At 56.8% G+C, this 14,487-nt stretch carries 16 protein-coding genes; 2 read left to right on the plus strand and 14 right to left on the minus strand.

Annotated elements, in window-relative coordinates; all coding sequences use genetic code 11:
* Positions 1-43 precede the first annotated feature (43 nt).
* Complete coding sequence (locus tag HQL52_06600) at positions 44-1,453, plus strand: cobalamin-dependent protein (protein MBF0369109.1); 1,410 nt, start codon at positions 44-46, stop codon at positions 1,451-1,453.
* A gap of 139 nt (positions 1,454-1,592) precedes the next feature.
* Here the strand turns inward: HQL52_06600 and HQL52_06605 are convergent, their stop codons facing one another.
* From HQL52_06605 to HQL52_06630, 6 genes are all read right to left on the minus strand, one after another.
* On the minus strand, positions 1,593-2,120 hold the full coding sequence (locus tag HQL52_06605) for a DUF411 domain-containing protein (GenBank protein MBF0369110.1): 528 nt from the start codon (positions 2,118-2,120) through the stop codon (positions 1,593-1,595).
* A gap of 118 nt (positions 2,121-2,238) precedes the next feature.
* Positions 2,239-2,703, minus strand: a complete 465-nt coding sequence (locus tag HQL52_06610; protein ID MBF0369111.1) for a cytochrome c — start codon at positions 2,701-2,703, stop codon at positions 2,239-2,241.
* On the minus strand, positions 2,703-3,059 hold the full coding sequence (locus tag HQL52_06615) for a cytochrome c (protein MBF0369112.1): 357 nt from the start codon (positions 3,057-3,059) through the stop codon (positions 2,703-2,705). Before HQL52_06615 ends, HQL52_06610 begins: the two co-directional genes overlap by 1 nt.
* Before the next feature lie 327 nt (positions 3,060-3,386).
* A complete protein-coding gene (locus tag HQL52_06620) occupies positions 3,387-4,598 on the minus strand; it encodes an FAD-dependent oxidoreductase (GenBank protein ID MBF0369113.1) in 1,212 nt (403 codons plus the stop codon).
* A 101-nt stretch (positions 4,599-4,699) separates the two neighbouring features.
* On the minus strand, positions 4,700-4,846 hold the full coding sequence (locus HQL52_06625) for a hypothetical protein (protein ID MBF0369114.1): 147 nt from the start codon (positions 4,844-4,846) through the stop codon (positions 4,700-4,702).
* A 72-nt stretch (positions 4,847-4,918) separates the two neighbouring features.
* Positions 4,919-5,260 carry a heavy-metal-associated domain-containing protein gene (locus HQL52_06630; GenBank protein MBF0369115.1) on the minus strand — a complete coding sequence of 114 codons (342 nt, stop codon included), beginning with the start codon at positions 5,258-5,260 and terminating at the stop codon, positions 4,919-4,921.
* A 353-nt stretch (positions 5,261-5,613) separates the two neighbouring features.
* Here HQL52_06630 and HQL52_06635 point away from each other — a divergent pair, with 353 nt between their 5' ends.
* Entirely contained in the window at positions 5,614-6,366 is a 753-nt protein-coding gene (locus HQL52_06635; GenBank protein MBF0369116.1) for an AAC(3) family N-acetyltransferase, read from the plus strand.
* Positions 6,367-6,448: 82 nt separating this feature from the next.
* Here HQL52_06635 and HQL52_06640 read toward each other — a convergent pair whose 3' ends face one another.
* The 8 genes from HQL52_06640 to HQL52_06675 all read right to left on the minus strand — a co-directional run bounded on the left by HQL52_06640 (position 6,449) and on the right by HQL52_06675 (position 14,406).
* Positions 6,449-6,676, minus strand: coding sequence for a type II toxin-antitoxin system Phd/YefM family antitoxin (locus HQL52_06640; protein ID MBF0369117.1), 228 nt, complete (start codon positions 6,674-6,676; stop codon positions 6,449-6,451).
* A 100-nt stretch (positions 6,677-6,776) separates the two neighbouring features.
* Positions 6,777-7,463 (minus strand): class I SAM-dependent methyltransferase, encoded by a 687-nt coding sequence (locus tag HQL52_06645; protein ID MBF0369118.1) that lies wholly within the window; start codon positions 7,461-7,463, stop codon positions 6,777-6,779.
* A 31-nt stretch (positions 7,464-7,494) separates the two neighbouring features.
* Positions 7,495-7,752 (minus strand): acyl carrier protein, encoded by a 258-nt coding sequence (locus HQL52_06650; protein MBF0369119.1) that lies wholly within the window; start codon positions 7,750-7,752, stop codon positions 7,495-7,497.
* Positions 7,753-7,761: 9 nt separating this feature from the next.
* Positions 7,762-9,267 carry an AMP-binding protein gene (locus HQL52_06655; GenBank protein ID MBF0369120.1) on the minus strand — a complete coding sequence of 502 codons (1,506 nt, stop codon included), beginning with the start codon at positions 9,265-9,267 and terminating at the stop codon, positions 7,762-7,764.
* 77 nt (positions 9,268-9,344) lie between these two features.
* Positions 9,345-10,085: a hypothetical protein gene (locus HQL52_06660; protein MBF0369121.1), complete on the minus strand. Its 741-nt coding sequence runs from the start codon at positions 10,083-10,085 to the stop codon at positions 9,345-9,347.
* A 117-nt stretch (positions 10,086-10,202) separates the two neighbouring features.
* A complete protein-coding gene (locus tag HQL52_06665; protein MBF0369122.1) occupies positions 10,203-11,402 on the minus strand; it encodes a hypothetical protein in 1,200 nt (399 codons plus the stop codon).
* A gap of 306 nt (positions 11,403-11,708) precedes the next feature.
* Positions 11,709-13,679, minus strand: a complete 1,971-nt coding sequence (locus tag HQL52_06670; protein ID MBF0369123.1) for a radical SAM protein — start codon at positions 13,677-13,679, stop codon at positions 11,709-11,711.
* Positions 13,660-14,406 carry a class I SAM-dependent methyltransferase gene (locus HQL52_06675; protein MBF0369124.1) on the minus strand — a complete coding sequence of 249 codons (747 nt, stop codon included), beginning with the start codon at positions 14,404-14,406 and terminating at the stop codon, positions 13,660-13,662. Before HQL52_06675 ends, HQL52_06670 begins: the two co-directional genes overlap by 20 nt.
* Positions 14,407-14,487 lie beyond the last annotated feature (81 nt).

The following is a 14,487-nucleotide window of genomic DNA, read 5'->3' on the forward strand; positions in this document are numbered from 1 at the left end:
ACCCCCCATTTCAAGCTACCTGAAAAAGGAGTCATCCTTGGCCGTGTCAGGAAAAGGGACCATCCTCATTTTTTCTGCCAACCATGAGGAAAACCAGCAGACCGATTGGATCCTCTACGGGCCGCTGATCGTCTATACCCTGCTCAAGGAGGCGGGGTTCAAGGTGATCTATATTCAGGAGTTCATGACCCCCGACTATGAACCGATCATTCGGGAGCATGCCCGGGATCTGCTCTTTTTCGGGGTTTCCGCCACCACCGACCAGATTCCCCTGTCGCTCAAGGGCATCCAGGTGCTGAAAAAAATCGCCCCGGATGTGCCGGTGGTGTGGGGGGGGTGTCACGCGACCCTGCTGCCCCAAGAGACCCTCCAAAGCCCTTATGCCGACTATGTGATTCCCGGCAAGGTGAAAGACAATCTGGTCCGCTTTGCCAAAGCCCTGCAAGCCGGGGATAGGGCTGAAATCAATACCATTCCCAATGTGCTCACCTCATCCAGCCCGGCTGCCAATGATCCCGGGGCGGGGATCGTCGATTATCGCAGTGACGAGTTGGTCTATCCCCGGATTCCCTTTGAGGATTTCGATTTTTCAAGCCTGCTCACCCAAAACCGGGTGCTCAACTATATGCCTTCCCTGGGATGTCCCGGCTCCTGTGGATTTTGCCCCTGGGGAGAAAAACACGCCTGGAACCGGGTTTCTCTGGAACGCACCCTGGCGGATATCGACTATCTGATCCGCACCTATGACCTCTCCCAGCTCTGGTTCAGCGATGCCACCCTGGCGCCGGAAAAAGAGTTTTTACTGGGGATTGCCGAGGGGATTTTGGCCCGCAAGCTCAATGTCACCTGGCGCTGCTTTGCCCGCATTCCGGAGTTCGACAAGCTCACCGCCCAAGAGTATGCCGATCTGGATCGCTCCGGGCTCGATGCGGTCTTTTTCGGGGTGGAGTCCATGAACCGGACCTGCCAAAAAATTCTCCGGAAAAAAAACAGCCCCAAACGCATGGAAAAGGTGATTTCCATGATGGGGGCAACCCGGATCAAGCCCTATGTGAGCTTTCTTTTTGCCATTCCCGACGCCCCTTTGGCACATCTGGAAGAGGATCGACAACATCTCGACCTCTGGCAATCCTTAAATCCAGGCGTGATCTATCAGGTGGGGTTTTATGTCTACTATCCCGGCTCCCATCTGGCGGAGCTGGTGGCGGCCCGGGGATTTGATGTGCCCCGAAGCCTGGAGGCGTGGGGGGCACGCTACGGCAAAAACCGCTTCAAGCCCACCCGGGATCACCACATTCCCTGGTTTGAGGCAGATTACAATCGGGCCTATGTGGAGCGATTTTTCGAGATTTTTCCGGATGTCCACGAAGATCGCAAGGAGACCTCCTGGAACAAGAGCCTGAAGCGGTATGAGCAGAATCCCCCCCTGCCAGCAGGCGCGGAGGGGCTTTAGTGGGTGGGGAGGGGTTTTGGTAGGAACGGGGGGACGATTTGGCGGTGGGGCTGTCTCTTGTGGGTCTCTTTGGCGATACCACGCTTAACAACCCCACCGCTGCAAATCAGGATGCCAGGAAGGAGGGGAATGGCTTGGATCAATGGCTGGCAAAGAGGCTCATCTGGCCATCTTCGGTAAAGGTGACCACATCATACTTGTCCGGCTCTTCACCAGGAACCTCCATGCCGGGTGAGCCGATGGGCATGCCCGGGGCGGCGATGCCGGTGACCGGGGGCTTTTGGGCCAGCAGCTTGCGGATATCCTCAATGGGAACGTGTCCTTCGATCACATAGCCACCGATCTTGGCGGTGTGGCAGGAGGCGGCCTGGAAGGGAACCCCCAGGCGGCGCTTGACCGAATCCATCTCATCGACATCTTGTACCGAGACCGTCATGCCGTTGGCCTTCAGATACTCCACCCAACCGCCACAGCAGCCGCAAGAGGGGGATTTAAAGACGATCATCTCAGCCGCTTCGGGTTGTTTGGTGGAAAAGAGCCAGCCACCGACGATGAGCGCCGCGAGCCCCGCCATACCGGCGATGAGGAGACCGGATTTTTTCTTGGCGGCTGGGGGTGTTGCCTGATTGGTTTTTTGGGGTGATTTTGCTGATTTTTTCTGGCCCATCTCTTTATCTCCTGACGTAGAGGCGGATCCCTTCCGGGAGATCCGGCTTGTTATCCTGTAAAATTTATCCTGTAAAATCCGGCTTCCCCATCTAGGTTTCATGGGGGAAGGGGATTGATCAGTGTTTTATCTCTGCCGGTTCCAGCTGACCCAGTGCCTGCTGCCATTCAAACTGTTCGGGCTTCCAGAGGGTGTGTAGGTAGCGGATGATGGCCTGAATTTCCCGACCGCTCAAGCGCTCCTTGAATGACGGCATCCGGCCATCCTCTCCCCCCTGGGCGATGATTTCAGCCAGCTGGCTGTCAGGGTGGTGCCAGGCGTGGGCGGAGTGGTCCAGGGGTGGGGGGGGATATTTCAAGTCCGGACCCGGCAGAGGCTCCTGCCAATCCCCTTCCAACCCTTCCCCATCCAGTCCGTGGCACTCCTGACACTGTTCCACATAAAGGCTCTTGCCATCCGCCAGATCGAGTCCGTTGGCCCATGCTTGTGGCCACGCTAGCAAAAGCACGCCCACCATCAGGCCCATGATGCCTGTCACGATCCGGGTGACGGTTCCCCTCCGGGATTTCTGACGATCAGACATCAGGAGATCCCGTTTTGTTGTTGCCACCAGCGGAGAAAGGGGACCACCTGTTCCATCATCTCCCGGGTGACATCCGGGACCGGGGGCATATCCCCAAAGGACCAATGGTGCGCCCGAACCCCGGACTCTACCGCCCGATAAAAGCTGAAATCGGCATGGTGGGTGGGTTTATAGTAGGCGTGGATCAGCGGTGGACCCTGATCTGTTCCTTCTGCCCACAGGCCATGGCACTGGAGGCAGTTTTTCTGAAAAATCCCTGCGCCCGCTTCATGTTCTGCCGGGAGCTGGGCCGGGGGTGTCACCACCACGGGGCTTTGATTGGATGGGGGCTGGTTTTTTCCCTGATGTGACCTCATGGCCAAATAGCCTCCCACCAACACGACAGCCACGATTCCCAGAAGGAGCGCCTTGGGGCTGGACCGTTGTTCTGTTGGGTCGGGTTGATTTTGTCTGTTTTTATTCTCCATATGTTTTTTATGCTGAGTTTGTCCTTTGGCACTGGTTTGTCCGATGGTTATCCATGATCCAATCTTGGGTTGGATCATGGGCATCATACACCATTAGTGCCCTCTTTGTTGAATTCGTTCTCAAAAAAGTATGTTTCTACACGTTTTTCGTGATGGTCTCCTTGCCAGAGAAGCCTTTCTGAAGCACCTGTTGGCTACGTTCTCCAACTGGATCGATCAGGGGAGTTGCATCCGTCCCGTACGCAGTTTCCAGATCAGATATTTTTCCAAAACTATTTTGAGCCAATGGGACCAGGGGCCGGGGATGAGCAGCTGGATTTTTCGCGGTGCGAAAATCCGGTCGGTCACCATGAGCACGCCCTGATTACCGGCATCCATCACGCAGACTGCAGCGGTCTTGGGAAAGGGGACCTCTTTTGGGGGGCCACCGAGAATGTCGGCTGCGATATTGTGGGCAGCCACCGCCGCCATCTGTTCGGACATGTGGGCGGTTTTCGGCACTCCACAGGGCACCGGGGTGGGGGCGGGGGGGGAGACCGCCACCGAGATGCCAGCGGCATAGATGTTGGGGACTTCCAGATGCTGGTAGCGGTCATTGACCGGGACAAAGCCCATGGCGTTACCGATCCCCAGGGACTCTTTTACCGCCCCGACCCCTTGGAAAGGGGGAATCAGAATCGAATAGTTGAAGGGCAGCACGCCGTTATCCCGGGTGTGGATTTCACCGGGGGTAACCTTTTCCACCACGTTGCTGGTGAGCCAGTTGATGCCCGCCCGTTGGAAAAATTTTTCGATTATGGGTTGGGCCGAGCCAAAGCCGTTGATGCCGAAGTGGGTCAAAAAAGGCTCAGCGGTGATGAAGGTGAGGGGGGAACGATTCCGAACACCGGCGACTTTCAAGGCCCGATTGAGGTTGAGGAGAATTTCGTAGGAGGCCCCAAAGCAGCTCGCTCCCTGGACCGCCCCCACCACCACCGGGCCGGGATTTTTAAGAAAATCCTGCCACGCTTTGGCCGCTTCGATGGCGTGGGGCAGGGTGCAGGCAGAGAGGGTATGCCCCCCATGGGGTCCCAAACCGGGTACGGCTTCCCACGCCATGCGGGGGCCGGTGGCGACCACCAGATAGTCATAGGCCATCTCACCGTTATGGGTGAGCACCCGGTTTTTTTCAGCGTCGATTTTTTTGGCTATACCTTGAACGAAGCGAATATCGTGGCGGGTCAAGGCAGGCTCCAGGTCGAATACAATTTCCTCGGGCTGTCGCCATCCCGGGACCAACCAGATCAGGGAGGGGATGAAGACGAACTGGGGATCTTTGGAAAGGACGGTGATTTCGGCGCGATCCTTTAGCTTGTGTTTCAGCTCAAAGGCTGCGGCGAGTCCGGCAAAACTGCCACCCAGAACGAGGATTTTTGGTTTGGTGTTCATTGTTTTCTCCGACCTGCCTGTCCACTGATATAACGGAAAATCGACTGCATCTCTTGGTTGAAAAAGCCCTGGCATCCGAGCCTGGCGGGTGTTGCAAATCCTTATTTACCCTTGTCGAACAGAACCTCCAGAGCCCAGAGAATCAGTACAATGGGCAGTAGCCAGATGAATACCATCCACACCCCGCCAAAGAGGCCGTGCCCAAACCCGAACCCCATGCCAAAGCCTGTTGCAGCGCCACCCATCATGACCATTCTCCTCAAATAAGGGTTTGCCGGTTAACGAACAGATCCAGATTTTCCACATCCCACTGCCGACCATCAGGCCCCAGTCGGCGGTTTGCTACAGCAGGGGGCCTTGTGGTTCAGATTATCCAACTCGTTTTTTTCGGTATAGCGGATCCAGTCCCGTTTTTTGCGCTGTATGAATCCATCTGCCGGGGGATAGCTGATTTCAGTCAAAAAGTGCTCTACTTCCCCAAAGTGGGTTTCAAACAGATCGTAGGTGACCGTTACCTGGTTATCACCAAAGCAGGCTTTAACCTCCTGGACTCCGGATAAGGCTCCGAGACCTTCAGTGATGATCTCTTCACACTCGGGGCAGACCATTTCGGTGACCGTCAAGCTCCGGGTGACCAGATGTCTCTTTGTGGAGGGTGTCATCTTTTATCTCCCGTTGAACGCGATAGCCCGCATCAGAGCGGTTTTCTTTATTTGATTCGATTCCATTTTTTCAGAAAATTCGGGTCATTTGAATTAATATATTGTAATAGTTTTCCCCAAAACTCTTGCCGCCAGTCACATTTCATTCGCAATTGGTCATATTGGGTGGGAGGGAGTCAAAAATGGGTCGCAGGGGTGGGAATCGGGTCATTTTTTGAGTGATTGGCTGACAATCTATCCCGTGGCCGTTTGGTATTGATCCCTGACCTGGTGAGTCCGGTCCCTTTTTTTTACGTTAATGAGAGCCACATTCGTTCCCCTCGGGGAGAGGATGGGTTGAACGGAAGGTTGATATGACCCTCAGTGTCACCGATCAGGAGCAGATGGCGGCCCACATCCGGGCTTGTGGGGTAGAGGTGGGGGCAGACATCATCGTCCACTCCACCCTGCTGGGGTTTGGGGTGCTCCAGGGGGGGGTGGAGATGGTCTACCGGGCGCTGCGTAGCGTCGTGGGGGAGGGGGGCACCATCGCCGTGCCGACCTATCTTTTGGGGGCCGACCCCAACCTGATCTACGATGCGGCGACCACCCCTTCCCTGGCGGTGGGCAGCTTTTCGGAATATCTCCGGCAGCTGGATGGTGCGGTCCGCAGTCCATGTCCTCTCCACTCCCATGCGGCTGTTGGACCTAAAGCGGCACTTCTCAACGAGGTGGATGGGGGGATTTCCCTGGGGCGGGGGTCCGATTTTGACATTCTCCACGATGCCGGATTTGCCACCCTGATGCTGGGATGTCCCTTCAAGGATGGGGCCACCTTCGTGATGCATCTGGAAGCGGTGGCTGGGGTTCATTTTCGGGAGTGGCTTGATTTGAGGCGGAAAATACGGGATCCAGACGGCTCGGTGAGATCCATTCGCTGTCGCTATTATGCCCGCAAGCGGGGCTTTGATGAGGATTTGCAGCCCATATTGGATCTATTGCAGGCCAGCGGGACGATTCGAACGGTCCCTTTTCGTCGAACGACAAGTCTATATATCCCGGTTGTGGGCTATGGGGTGGCGCTGGAGGGGCTTTTGAAAAATCCGGAGATGACGTTGATTAAATAAAATAAAGAGGAGGATGCTTGGGAGAGAGAGAATCCAGCAGCTGACCGCTATGCATCCTGGGAAAGAGTGCCCTGGAGGAACTTCATGGAGGCCTCTGTACCCAGATAGCCTTGCTTTTCCGCTGCCAGAGCACCTTCTGCCCACAGTCGATCTTCCAGGCCAGGGCTTGCAGCTCCTGATATCTTTCATGGGAGAGGAGCACGGCCGATTCCTGCCCACCTTGGGTGATGATAACCGGCGTGCGTGTGGCTTTGTTGAGGTAGAGGGCCAATCGCTGCTTCAGTTCAGTGGCCGTCACATGGCTGGTCATGGCGTCGATTCCCTTTCTGAATGTTTCATCCTGAGCATCTGATTTGCCTGATTTGTTTCCTCCCCTTCTCTGCTGAAGGAGGGGAGGGAGCAGGAGGGTCTTATTCCTTCTTTTCCCCATACACCACCATGTGTTCGCTGTGCTTTCCTCCCAGGGTGACGCTGTATTGCCCCTGATCGATGATCTCCAGACCATCGCACCAGGAGATAAACTGTTCCAGGGATTCGGGGACGGTGACGATCATCCCTTTTTGGCCGGAGGTTTCTTGAATCACCCGGCGACCATGATTGTCTGCCAGGGGTTCGGTGATGGTCATGAGAATATCGTTGGGGGTGGGCATGGCGGCGATGAAGGCTCCCCCGGAGGGTAATCCCTGGATCAGCTCCTGGATATCTTGCTGGACCCGTTGTGGCGGGTTGTAGAGCAGGGAGCACCAGGCGACGACCTGATCATAAATCGGCAGCTGGCCCCGGAGTGCGCGCCGGGGGTCGATGGGGTTCATGGGGGGGATGGGGAGATCCCGATATTTCAGCCGCTGGCTGAGGGTGGTGAGGGCTTGCCGGGAAACATCGGTGCAGTGGATGCGATGACCCCGGCGCAGAAGAAATTCGCTGTTTACCCCCGAGCCGCAGCCGTGATCGAGAATGATCCCCACACCGCCTGAGGTCGCTGCCCGACGTTCGAAGCTTAAGGCCAGGCGAATGAAAGCCTCGGTGGGGTGGGCCATAAAGTTGCCGTTTTGGTAGATCTCATCCCAGATCCCCACATTGTTGCTCGGTTGTGTCACGCTGGCTCCCCTCTGGCCGATTTATCCACGTTTAATTCCCCTGCCTGGCATCGATCAGAGAGGCCAGCCCGGCGATGGTGGTGATGGCGGGATTCATCATATCGTCATCTTCAAAAGCCACCCCGAAGGTTTCCCCCGCTTGCAGCAGCAGGGTGACCAGGGCCATGGAGTCGAGCACCCCTTTTTTCAGCAAATCGCTCTCAACCCCACAGCCGGTATCCTGGAAGGGCACGCCGCAGGCTTGCTCCACCAGGGTGATGAGGCGGGCCTCCAGTTCGGTGGGTTCCATGGCGCTCCCTTATCCTTGTTTTGTTCTGCCCGCTGGGGTTAACTCCCCCAACAGCTTTTCGCTGAAACGCTCCCGCACCGCTTTGCGATCCTTCTTGCCGTTGGCATTTTCCGGGAAGGTGTCGATGGGATAAATCCGATCCGGCAGCATGTGCAGGGGAAGTTGATCGCCCATGGTCTGTTTCAGCTGGATGGGGTTGATGGTTTCACCAGGGGGCATCTGCACCACTGCCACCAGCAATGAGCGCCCATGGTGCTGGAACTGAAAGCAGATCACATCCCGGATTTGGCTGTGGCGCTTGAGGTTGACCTCCACATCCATCAACTCTATCCGATAGCCCCGGTGCTTGATTTGGCTGTCGATGCGCCCTTTGCAGAAGGTGAGCCCTTCGTGGTGGGCGATGAGATCCCCGGTGCGAAACCATCTTTTGCCATCCCGCTCAAAAAATCGATCCGCCCCCACCCCATCGAGATAGCCGGGGGTCAGCTGGCAGCCGGAGAGCAGCAACTCCCCTTCCTCGCTCACATCCACCTCATTGCCGGGAAGCGGGGTGCCGATGGGGACAAAACCGAACGCTTCGAACCGCTCCACATCCCCCGGTTGGCACCGGTAATGGAAGTTTTCCACGCCACTCTCGGTGAGTCCATAAAAATTATAGATATGGGGCACCTTCATCCCCTCCTGGCAATAGTTCAATACCGGCAGGGCAAAGGGCTCGCCACAGAGAAAGTGAATGCGGATGGAGGTGTTGAGGGAAGGGTGCAGCTTGCGTACGCGATCGATCACCGAAGGCACCGAGGCCCAGACCGTGATGTCGTTTTGCTGCATGAACCCCGCTGGCATCACCCGCTCCCGGGGGGTCATGACCGGAGCAATGGCGCCTTGAACCAGGGGAAAGCAGAAGAGATAAAAAATTGAAATATCAAAAGCAAAATCGTGATAGTCAGCGAAAACATCGCCACTCTGGAAGGGGAGGATGTTTAAACAATTTTCAATAAAATGGATATAGTTCAGATGGCTCATGGGTACCCCTTTGGGGGTTCCGGTGGAGCCGGAGGTGAACATGATATAGGCGATCCCGTCGGGATCGAATCGGGGTGGGGGGATCTCCCGGGGGGGGATGGGGGATTGTGCCAGTTGGCCGAGATTCCACACCGGGATGTTTTGCTCCTGGAGATGGTCGGCTATTTGGGAAGGGAGGTCACAATCCATCAGCACCAGCGCCGGTGGCACCATCTTGAGGATATCCAGATTGCGGTTGACCGCCAGATCCGGGCTTAAGGGCACCCAGATATTGCCGGAGAGGATGGTGGCAAAAATGGCCCCGTAGGCTTCGAAGGATTTTTGGCTGTAGATCACCACCGGGCGTTGATTGAAATCTGCCAAAAGTCCTTTCACCTGACAGATCACCCGGTGCATCTCCCCATAATCCCGCTGATCCTCCCCATAGCGGTAGCAGATGCGTGGGGAGGGGGTGAGGGCTTGGTGGAGCTTCTGATAATAACGGTCGATCACGATAGAACCATGGCGTTGATGGCAGAGGGCAGAGGGGGCGCTTCCTTGGATCCGGATGGTTCCCCATGAATCGGGGATTAGCCGGGCAAGGGGATTTTATCAAAGGGTTCTCCCGGCCCAAAGGTACGGTACAGGCAGAGGGCTTTGAGGTCCACCACTGTGCTGGAGATGGTCTGAAAAGTATCTTGACGCCAGATCCGCTCACGATCCTGGGGTGAGGCCGGGGCGATGGCCTGGAACAACCCTTCCTGGCTGGTGATTCCCTGGATTTTTTCCCCGGCATAGTCAAAGCGCTCCCAGCTGTTGGGATAGTCGGGCCGGTGTCGGGGCCCCCAGCTGAGATGGCGAAAATGGTTGGTGACGATGTAGCGCTCCCCCATGGGGGAGGGATGATGGTCAGCAGCATGCACCTCCACATGCACCCCCCGGTTGCGATCCACCAGAATGGCATTATAGCCCCGCCAGGGTGTTTTGGTTTTTTCGATGGCTGCCAACCAATCATCGATGGAGCGGACCTGGGGCAGGAGTCGGGAGAGGAGGTGTGAAATGCCGGATTTGCCCTGGATATCCCGGGCCATCAGCTCCCGGGCTTTTGGCAACTCACCAGCCTCCACAGCGGCGGTCCAGGTGGGGGAGTTGACGGCGGTGGTGACAAAGGCACAGCCGTGGCGATTCAACCCCAGGCTCAAATAGTCCGCGCCAACGGTTCGAACCCCCAACATTTCCGGGGTGGCCACAATCTCTTCGGTTTCCGGCTGCTCCTTGTCGCGGTTTTTGGAGAGCAGTCCCTGATTCTTTAAATAAAACACGGTGCACATGAAAGATCGACCCGATGGTTGGTGAATGAGAGTGGCTTGGAGCTGGCTTGAAAAAACCAAACAGGCTGATGGTGCGCCATTGGTCCGGGGGATTCAATCCTTAAGGTGGTGTCTGTTTTATCTCAAGCGGTCGGTGAGTTCCCGGTGGAGGTTCAGGGGAACGGTCTCTGTGAGCTGCTTGTGGAGTTTGGGTAGCAGGTAACAAAATTCCAGCCAAGGGGAGATATCCCCCCGGTAGCGCAGCAGGCTTAAACGATCCAGATCCAGCAAAATTTCCGCATCCCGCTCCACCAGCACCCCGAAAAAGACAAAGGGCATGAAACGCCGCTCCACCTCGGAATAGAGGGAGCCTTTGACGATTTTTTGGGAGATCAGGCCACAGCGATAGATATAGAGCCAGCGGAAGGCGTCGCAGCTGCCGCTGGAGCCAAGCAGGGTCAAGCCTGGCAGCACCGGGGCCTGGGGATGGCCAAAATAGCCCGCCACCTGATGATAGCTGTAGGGGGTGTCGGTGTCGTAGATCATCACCAGGAGGGAGCGGGGGTGGATGCGGCCTTGGGTTTTTTCCCGAATACGCGTGACCAGGCGGCGGGAGATCAGAGTGGCGATTTCGTTGCAGCGCACCGGCCCCAGCATCAGCCGCCCCCGGTAGCGGTCGATCCGGGGCTTGGAGATATCCCCCAGCACCAGGCTTTTTTCCAGATCAGTACGGGTCAGCTCCAGCTCCCCGAACGCCTCGACCCGCTCCCGACACGCTTCGAAATAGGCCTGCCGAATCTCCATGGGCTGGGCGGTGATCTGGTGGGGATCCACCTCCACCCCGTTTACGTCAAAGAGCACCGCCTCGGCAGGCACCGTGAGATCAAACGCCTGGGTGATCATTTTGGCGCCCAACGCCACCCCAAAAAAGATTCCCTCACCGATCCACTTGTCCACCGGTTCCAGATTGGCCCGGATCACCGCCTCCTGGTGGCGATCGTGATGCTGGATGTAGCTTTCCGCCAGGGACTCCTCCAGGGCTTCGATGCCGCCATCAAGATCCAGAGGGCGCTCCATCTCGTGGGGGATGGTCAGGGAGGAGACCGACGTCCCCTGGAAAAGCGCCCCCCGCTCCGGCTCCCCATACCACGCCTTCAGCTCCTCGGTGCGCACCCATTGGTTGAAGAGGGTGTGATAGAGGGCCTGCTGTTGGGGCGAGCTGCTTTCAAAGAGCCCACGCCCCTGGGTCACCTTGGCTTCCAGCTGAGCATACCAGGCTTGTTGTTGGGGATCTGCCGGTTGGTCGTCCAGTTGGGCCAGATAATCTTTCAGATTCACGATGGCGCTCTTTTGTCGCTGAAAAACATGGTTAACCCACTCCTGGGTCCAAGGTTTATGATCCCTGAAGGTTATATGGCCTGCCTAAGAATTGGACACTCTTTTCTGACTCGTCATCCCCGCGAAGGCGGGGGTCCAGGGATATTATGGTGTCCTCAAGGAAAAACCAAATCTTCAGCAAGGCTGGTGTTATGCTGGAAGTGAAGCAAGATTTGGAAAGGTTCGTGCTAGACACTCTGGATTCCCGCCTTCGCGGGAATGACGACAAAAATACAAAGGCCTATGTCCAATTCTTGATTCGAATGGCTATACCTGCTCCAGCCGGACCCGCTCATATTTTTTGCGCTGTAAAACCGCCCGGGTGAGCAGCTCCAGATCTTCCCGGGTGCGGAAATGTTCTCTTCTAAGGGGCTCCGGCAGGGCGGCGGGGTCGATCTCCTGGCCTTCCCGATAGGCTTTGGCATAGCGTTCGGTGTTTTGGAACATTTCCTGGACATTTTCGGTGCCGTAGCGCTGGACGAAGGTAGAGCCCCAGTCGTTGCCAAACCAGTCACACAGCATCCCCCGCACCTGATCCGGGAAGAGGGTGACGAGGCCAATGTCGGGGCGGGCCTTGACGATATCAGCCATCATGGTGTGCCCGGCTGAAACCACCTCCCGCTTCCAGTTTTGGCCATCCACCAGATAGGGCAGACGCACCTGGAACTCTTCAGCAGGCATCCGGGAGAGGCCCAAGGCGTTCTCCTCATCAAAATCCCGCTCCATGGGGGAGCCCCGGGTGAGGTCGAAGGTGGCCAGGGTCAGGGTGTGGATGTGGCGATTTTGGATAATGTAGTCGGTGAGGGCTTTTCTCTGGGCTGCTGTTTCTCCGGGAAAGCCGATCAAAACAAAGCAAAAATTCATAATGCCCGCCTCCCCCGAGAGCCGTAGGACATCGTCGGTGTGGGAGGGACGGGTTTTTTTGTTCATCTCCTTCAAAATCCCCGGATCGTTGGTCTCCAATCCCCAGTGAATCTTGCGGCAGCCCCCGGCATAAAGGCGCTTGAGAACCCCCTCCCGGGTGAAGGATTTTTCCAGCCGGGCAAAGGTTTCCCAACGAACATGGAGGTTCTTTTCAGCGATCTCATCGGCGATTTCCAGAAGCAGGCTGGGCGAAGAGGTGTCTTCCATCAATTTGAAATAGACCGCTTGCCGACCGTGCTTTTCCTGAATTTCCCCCTGGATGCGTTGGAGTTCCGCCACCACCCGTGGGGCTTCCCGCAGCCGATATTTGTTGGAGCCGAAGGGGATGGCGCAAAAAGCACACTCCCCATAGCACCCCCGGGTGGTCTGCACCGGGATGAGATATTCGGGGAGGAGATAGCGCTCAAAATCAAAACCGCTGAAATCCACCTCGGGAATCGCCTCACCGCTCAGGGCCGCCCCGGTGCGCTGGATGAGGGGGGGGGTTGGGGAGGGGGAGGCGTCCGGGGCCTGATCTGGTGCATGATTTGGCGTGTGGCAGGGGATCAGGTTGGTCATCTCGACCTCTTCCCCCCGAATCAGCTGGCGGTGGAGATTGACCAGGGGAATCTCCCCATCCCAGAGAATCAGATAATCCGCCAGCCCCCGAATGCCCGGATGGTTCAGCATTGACTCCTGGCAGCGGGTGATCATCTGGCCACCGAAAACGATGCGGCACGTTGGCATCTCCCGGCGAATCACCCGGGCTAACGTGTGGGCCGGAATCAGCTGATCCTGAAAGGTGATGGCGATACCGATGATTTTGGGTTTGAGGGGGATAAAATCAGCGCGCACCCGTTTTTCATAATAGGCGATAAAGGGGTTGCTCTCTCGATCCCGGGTGGCGGCCAGCACCGAATCAAACTGGAGTCGGTCGTGGGCCATGGCCAGAGAGCGCATGCCCACATGGAGCTTGGGCCATCCCTTGGAACGCTCCCAGAGACGGGCCTCCAGATCGTTATAATACGAAAGGATCGAGAGGGGGTTTTGGCGAAATTCGGTCTGGCTGGGGGGTGGGGGGAGGGGGCTTAAAAAATCATGAAAAAAATCGATATTGTCATCGACAATCCGACAGTTGAAACCGGCCGTGGTCAAGGCCCCCTGCAACAGGGGCAGATTCAGTTGGGCATGGAGCGGACTGGAAATGGGGGTGTTGATCAGGATGGAATCCACCTCTGCCACAGGGAGGGGTGGGGAGGGGGGTTGGCCGGGATGGCTGGGGGAAGGGGAGTGGGTGGCTGCCATGGAGCTGTTGTCAGAGCGCCCGATAGGCATAGACGAAGACCCCGCCGACATCTCCGGGTTGATTGGGACCGATCTTGATTTTTTCCACCAGCTCAAAGGGGGCTGCCTGCATTTCCGCTTCGAACATCTCCTCGTGGCGCTTAAAATCGCCGATCATCTGCAAGCCTGATTTTAAGGCGTTGATTTCGATCTGGGCCAGCTCAAAGGACTCTTCCCTCAGGGCCTGGTTGATGATGAAGGTGTGATAGCGATAGAGGGCCTCCCGCCGTTCTTCCGGTGTTTCATAGGGGGGGAGCAGCTCGCCACCCATGAGATAGAGCCCGCCGGGTTTTAAATTTTGGTGGATGTTGTGGATGAACGCCTCGGCTTCATCGTGATGGATGTGGTCGTGGGCAAAGACCGAGAGGGTGAGATCAAAAGCGCCTGGTTCACACCAGCCCACCGCATCCCCCTGACTGGTGATGACCCGGGGGTGTAGACGCTCTTCCAAAATCCGGCAGCACTCTTCATCGATGTCGATGGCGGTGATTTCCAGATGATCAAAGCCGAGAAAAGCTTCGGTCGCCAAACCCGTCCCTGCTCCCAACTCCAGCAGTCGGCTCTCCCCCCGATCCTGTAGAAAATCCCCACAGCGGGCCACCAGGGCTTCGATCATCTCCCCATAGAAGGGGTGGGAGCGCTCCACCGCATGGTAGATCTCCAGATCGATATAGCGGGACATCTCCAGGGTTTTGGAGCCCGGGGCTTTGGCGGTCATGAGCATTTTGGATTCCGATTCATTTTTTGGCTCTATCGGCTCTTATCGGTCAATCACCTGGTTGGACCTTACCGAAATTTC

Source organism: Magnetococcales bacterium (assembly GCA_015232395.1).
In the GTDB taxonomy this organism is placed as follows: domain Bacteria; phylum Pseudomonadota; class Magnetococcia; order Magnetococcales; family JADFZT01; genus JADFZT01.

Bases quoted from the DNA above. Each gene is read 5' to 3' on its own strand.
- HQL52_06615 (MBF0369112.1), bottom strand. From the start codon at position 3,059: ATGAGGTCACATCAGGGAAAAAACCAGCCCCCATCCAATCAAAGCCCC.
- HQL52_06660 (MBF0369121.1), bottom strand. From the start codon at position 10,085: ATGTGCACCGTGTTTTATTTAAAGAATCAGGGACTGCTCTCCAAAAAC.
- HQL52_06650 (MBF0369119.1), bottom strand. From the start codon at position 7,752: ATGGAACCCACCGAACTGGAGGCCCGCCTCATCACCCTGGTGGAGCAA.
- HQL52_06635 (MBF0369116.1), top strand. From the start codon at position 5,614: ATGACCCTCAGTGTCACCGATCAGGAGCAGATGGCGGCCCACATCCGG.
- HQL52_06625 (MBF0369114.1), bottom strand. From the start codon at position 4,846: ATGATGGGTGGCGCTGCAACAGGCTTTGGCATGGGGTTCGGGTTTGGG.
- HQL52_06605 (MBF0369110.1), bottom strand. From the start codon at position 2,120: ATGGGCCAGAAAAAATCAGCAAAATCACCCCAAAAAACCAATCAGGCA.
- HQL52_06620 (MBF0369113.1), bottom strand. From the start codon at position 4,598: ATGAACACCAAACCAAAAATCCTCGTTCTGGGTGGCAGTTTTGCCGGA.
- HQL52_06670 (MBF0369123.1), bottom strand. From the start codon at position 13,679: ATGCCTATCGGGCGCTCTGACAACAGCTCCATGGCAGCCACCCACTCC.
- HQL52_06675 (MBF0369124.1), bottom strand. From the start codon at position 14,406: ATGACCGCCAAAGCCCCGGGCTCCAAAACCCTGGAGATGTCCCGCTAT.
- HQL52_06640 (MBF0369117.1), bottom strand. From the start codon at position 6,676: ATGACCAGCCATGTGACGGCCACTGAACTGAAGCAGCGATTGGCCCTC.
- HQL52_06610 (MBF0369111.1), bottom strand. From the start codon at position 2,703: ATGTCTGATCGTCAGAAATCCCGGAGGGGAACCGTCACCCGGATCGTG.
- HQL52_06630 (MBF0369115.1), bottom strand. From the start codon at position 5,260: ATGACACCCTCCACAAAGAGACATCTGGTCACCCGGAGCTTGACGGTC.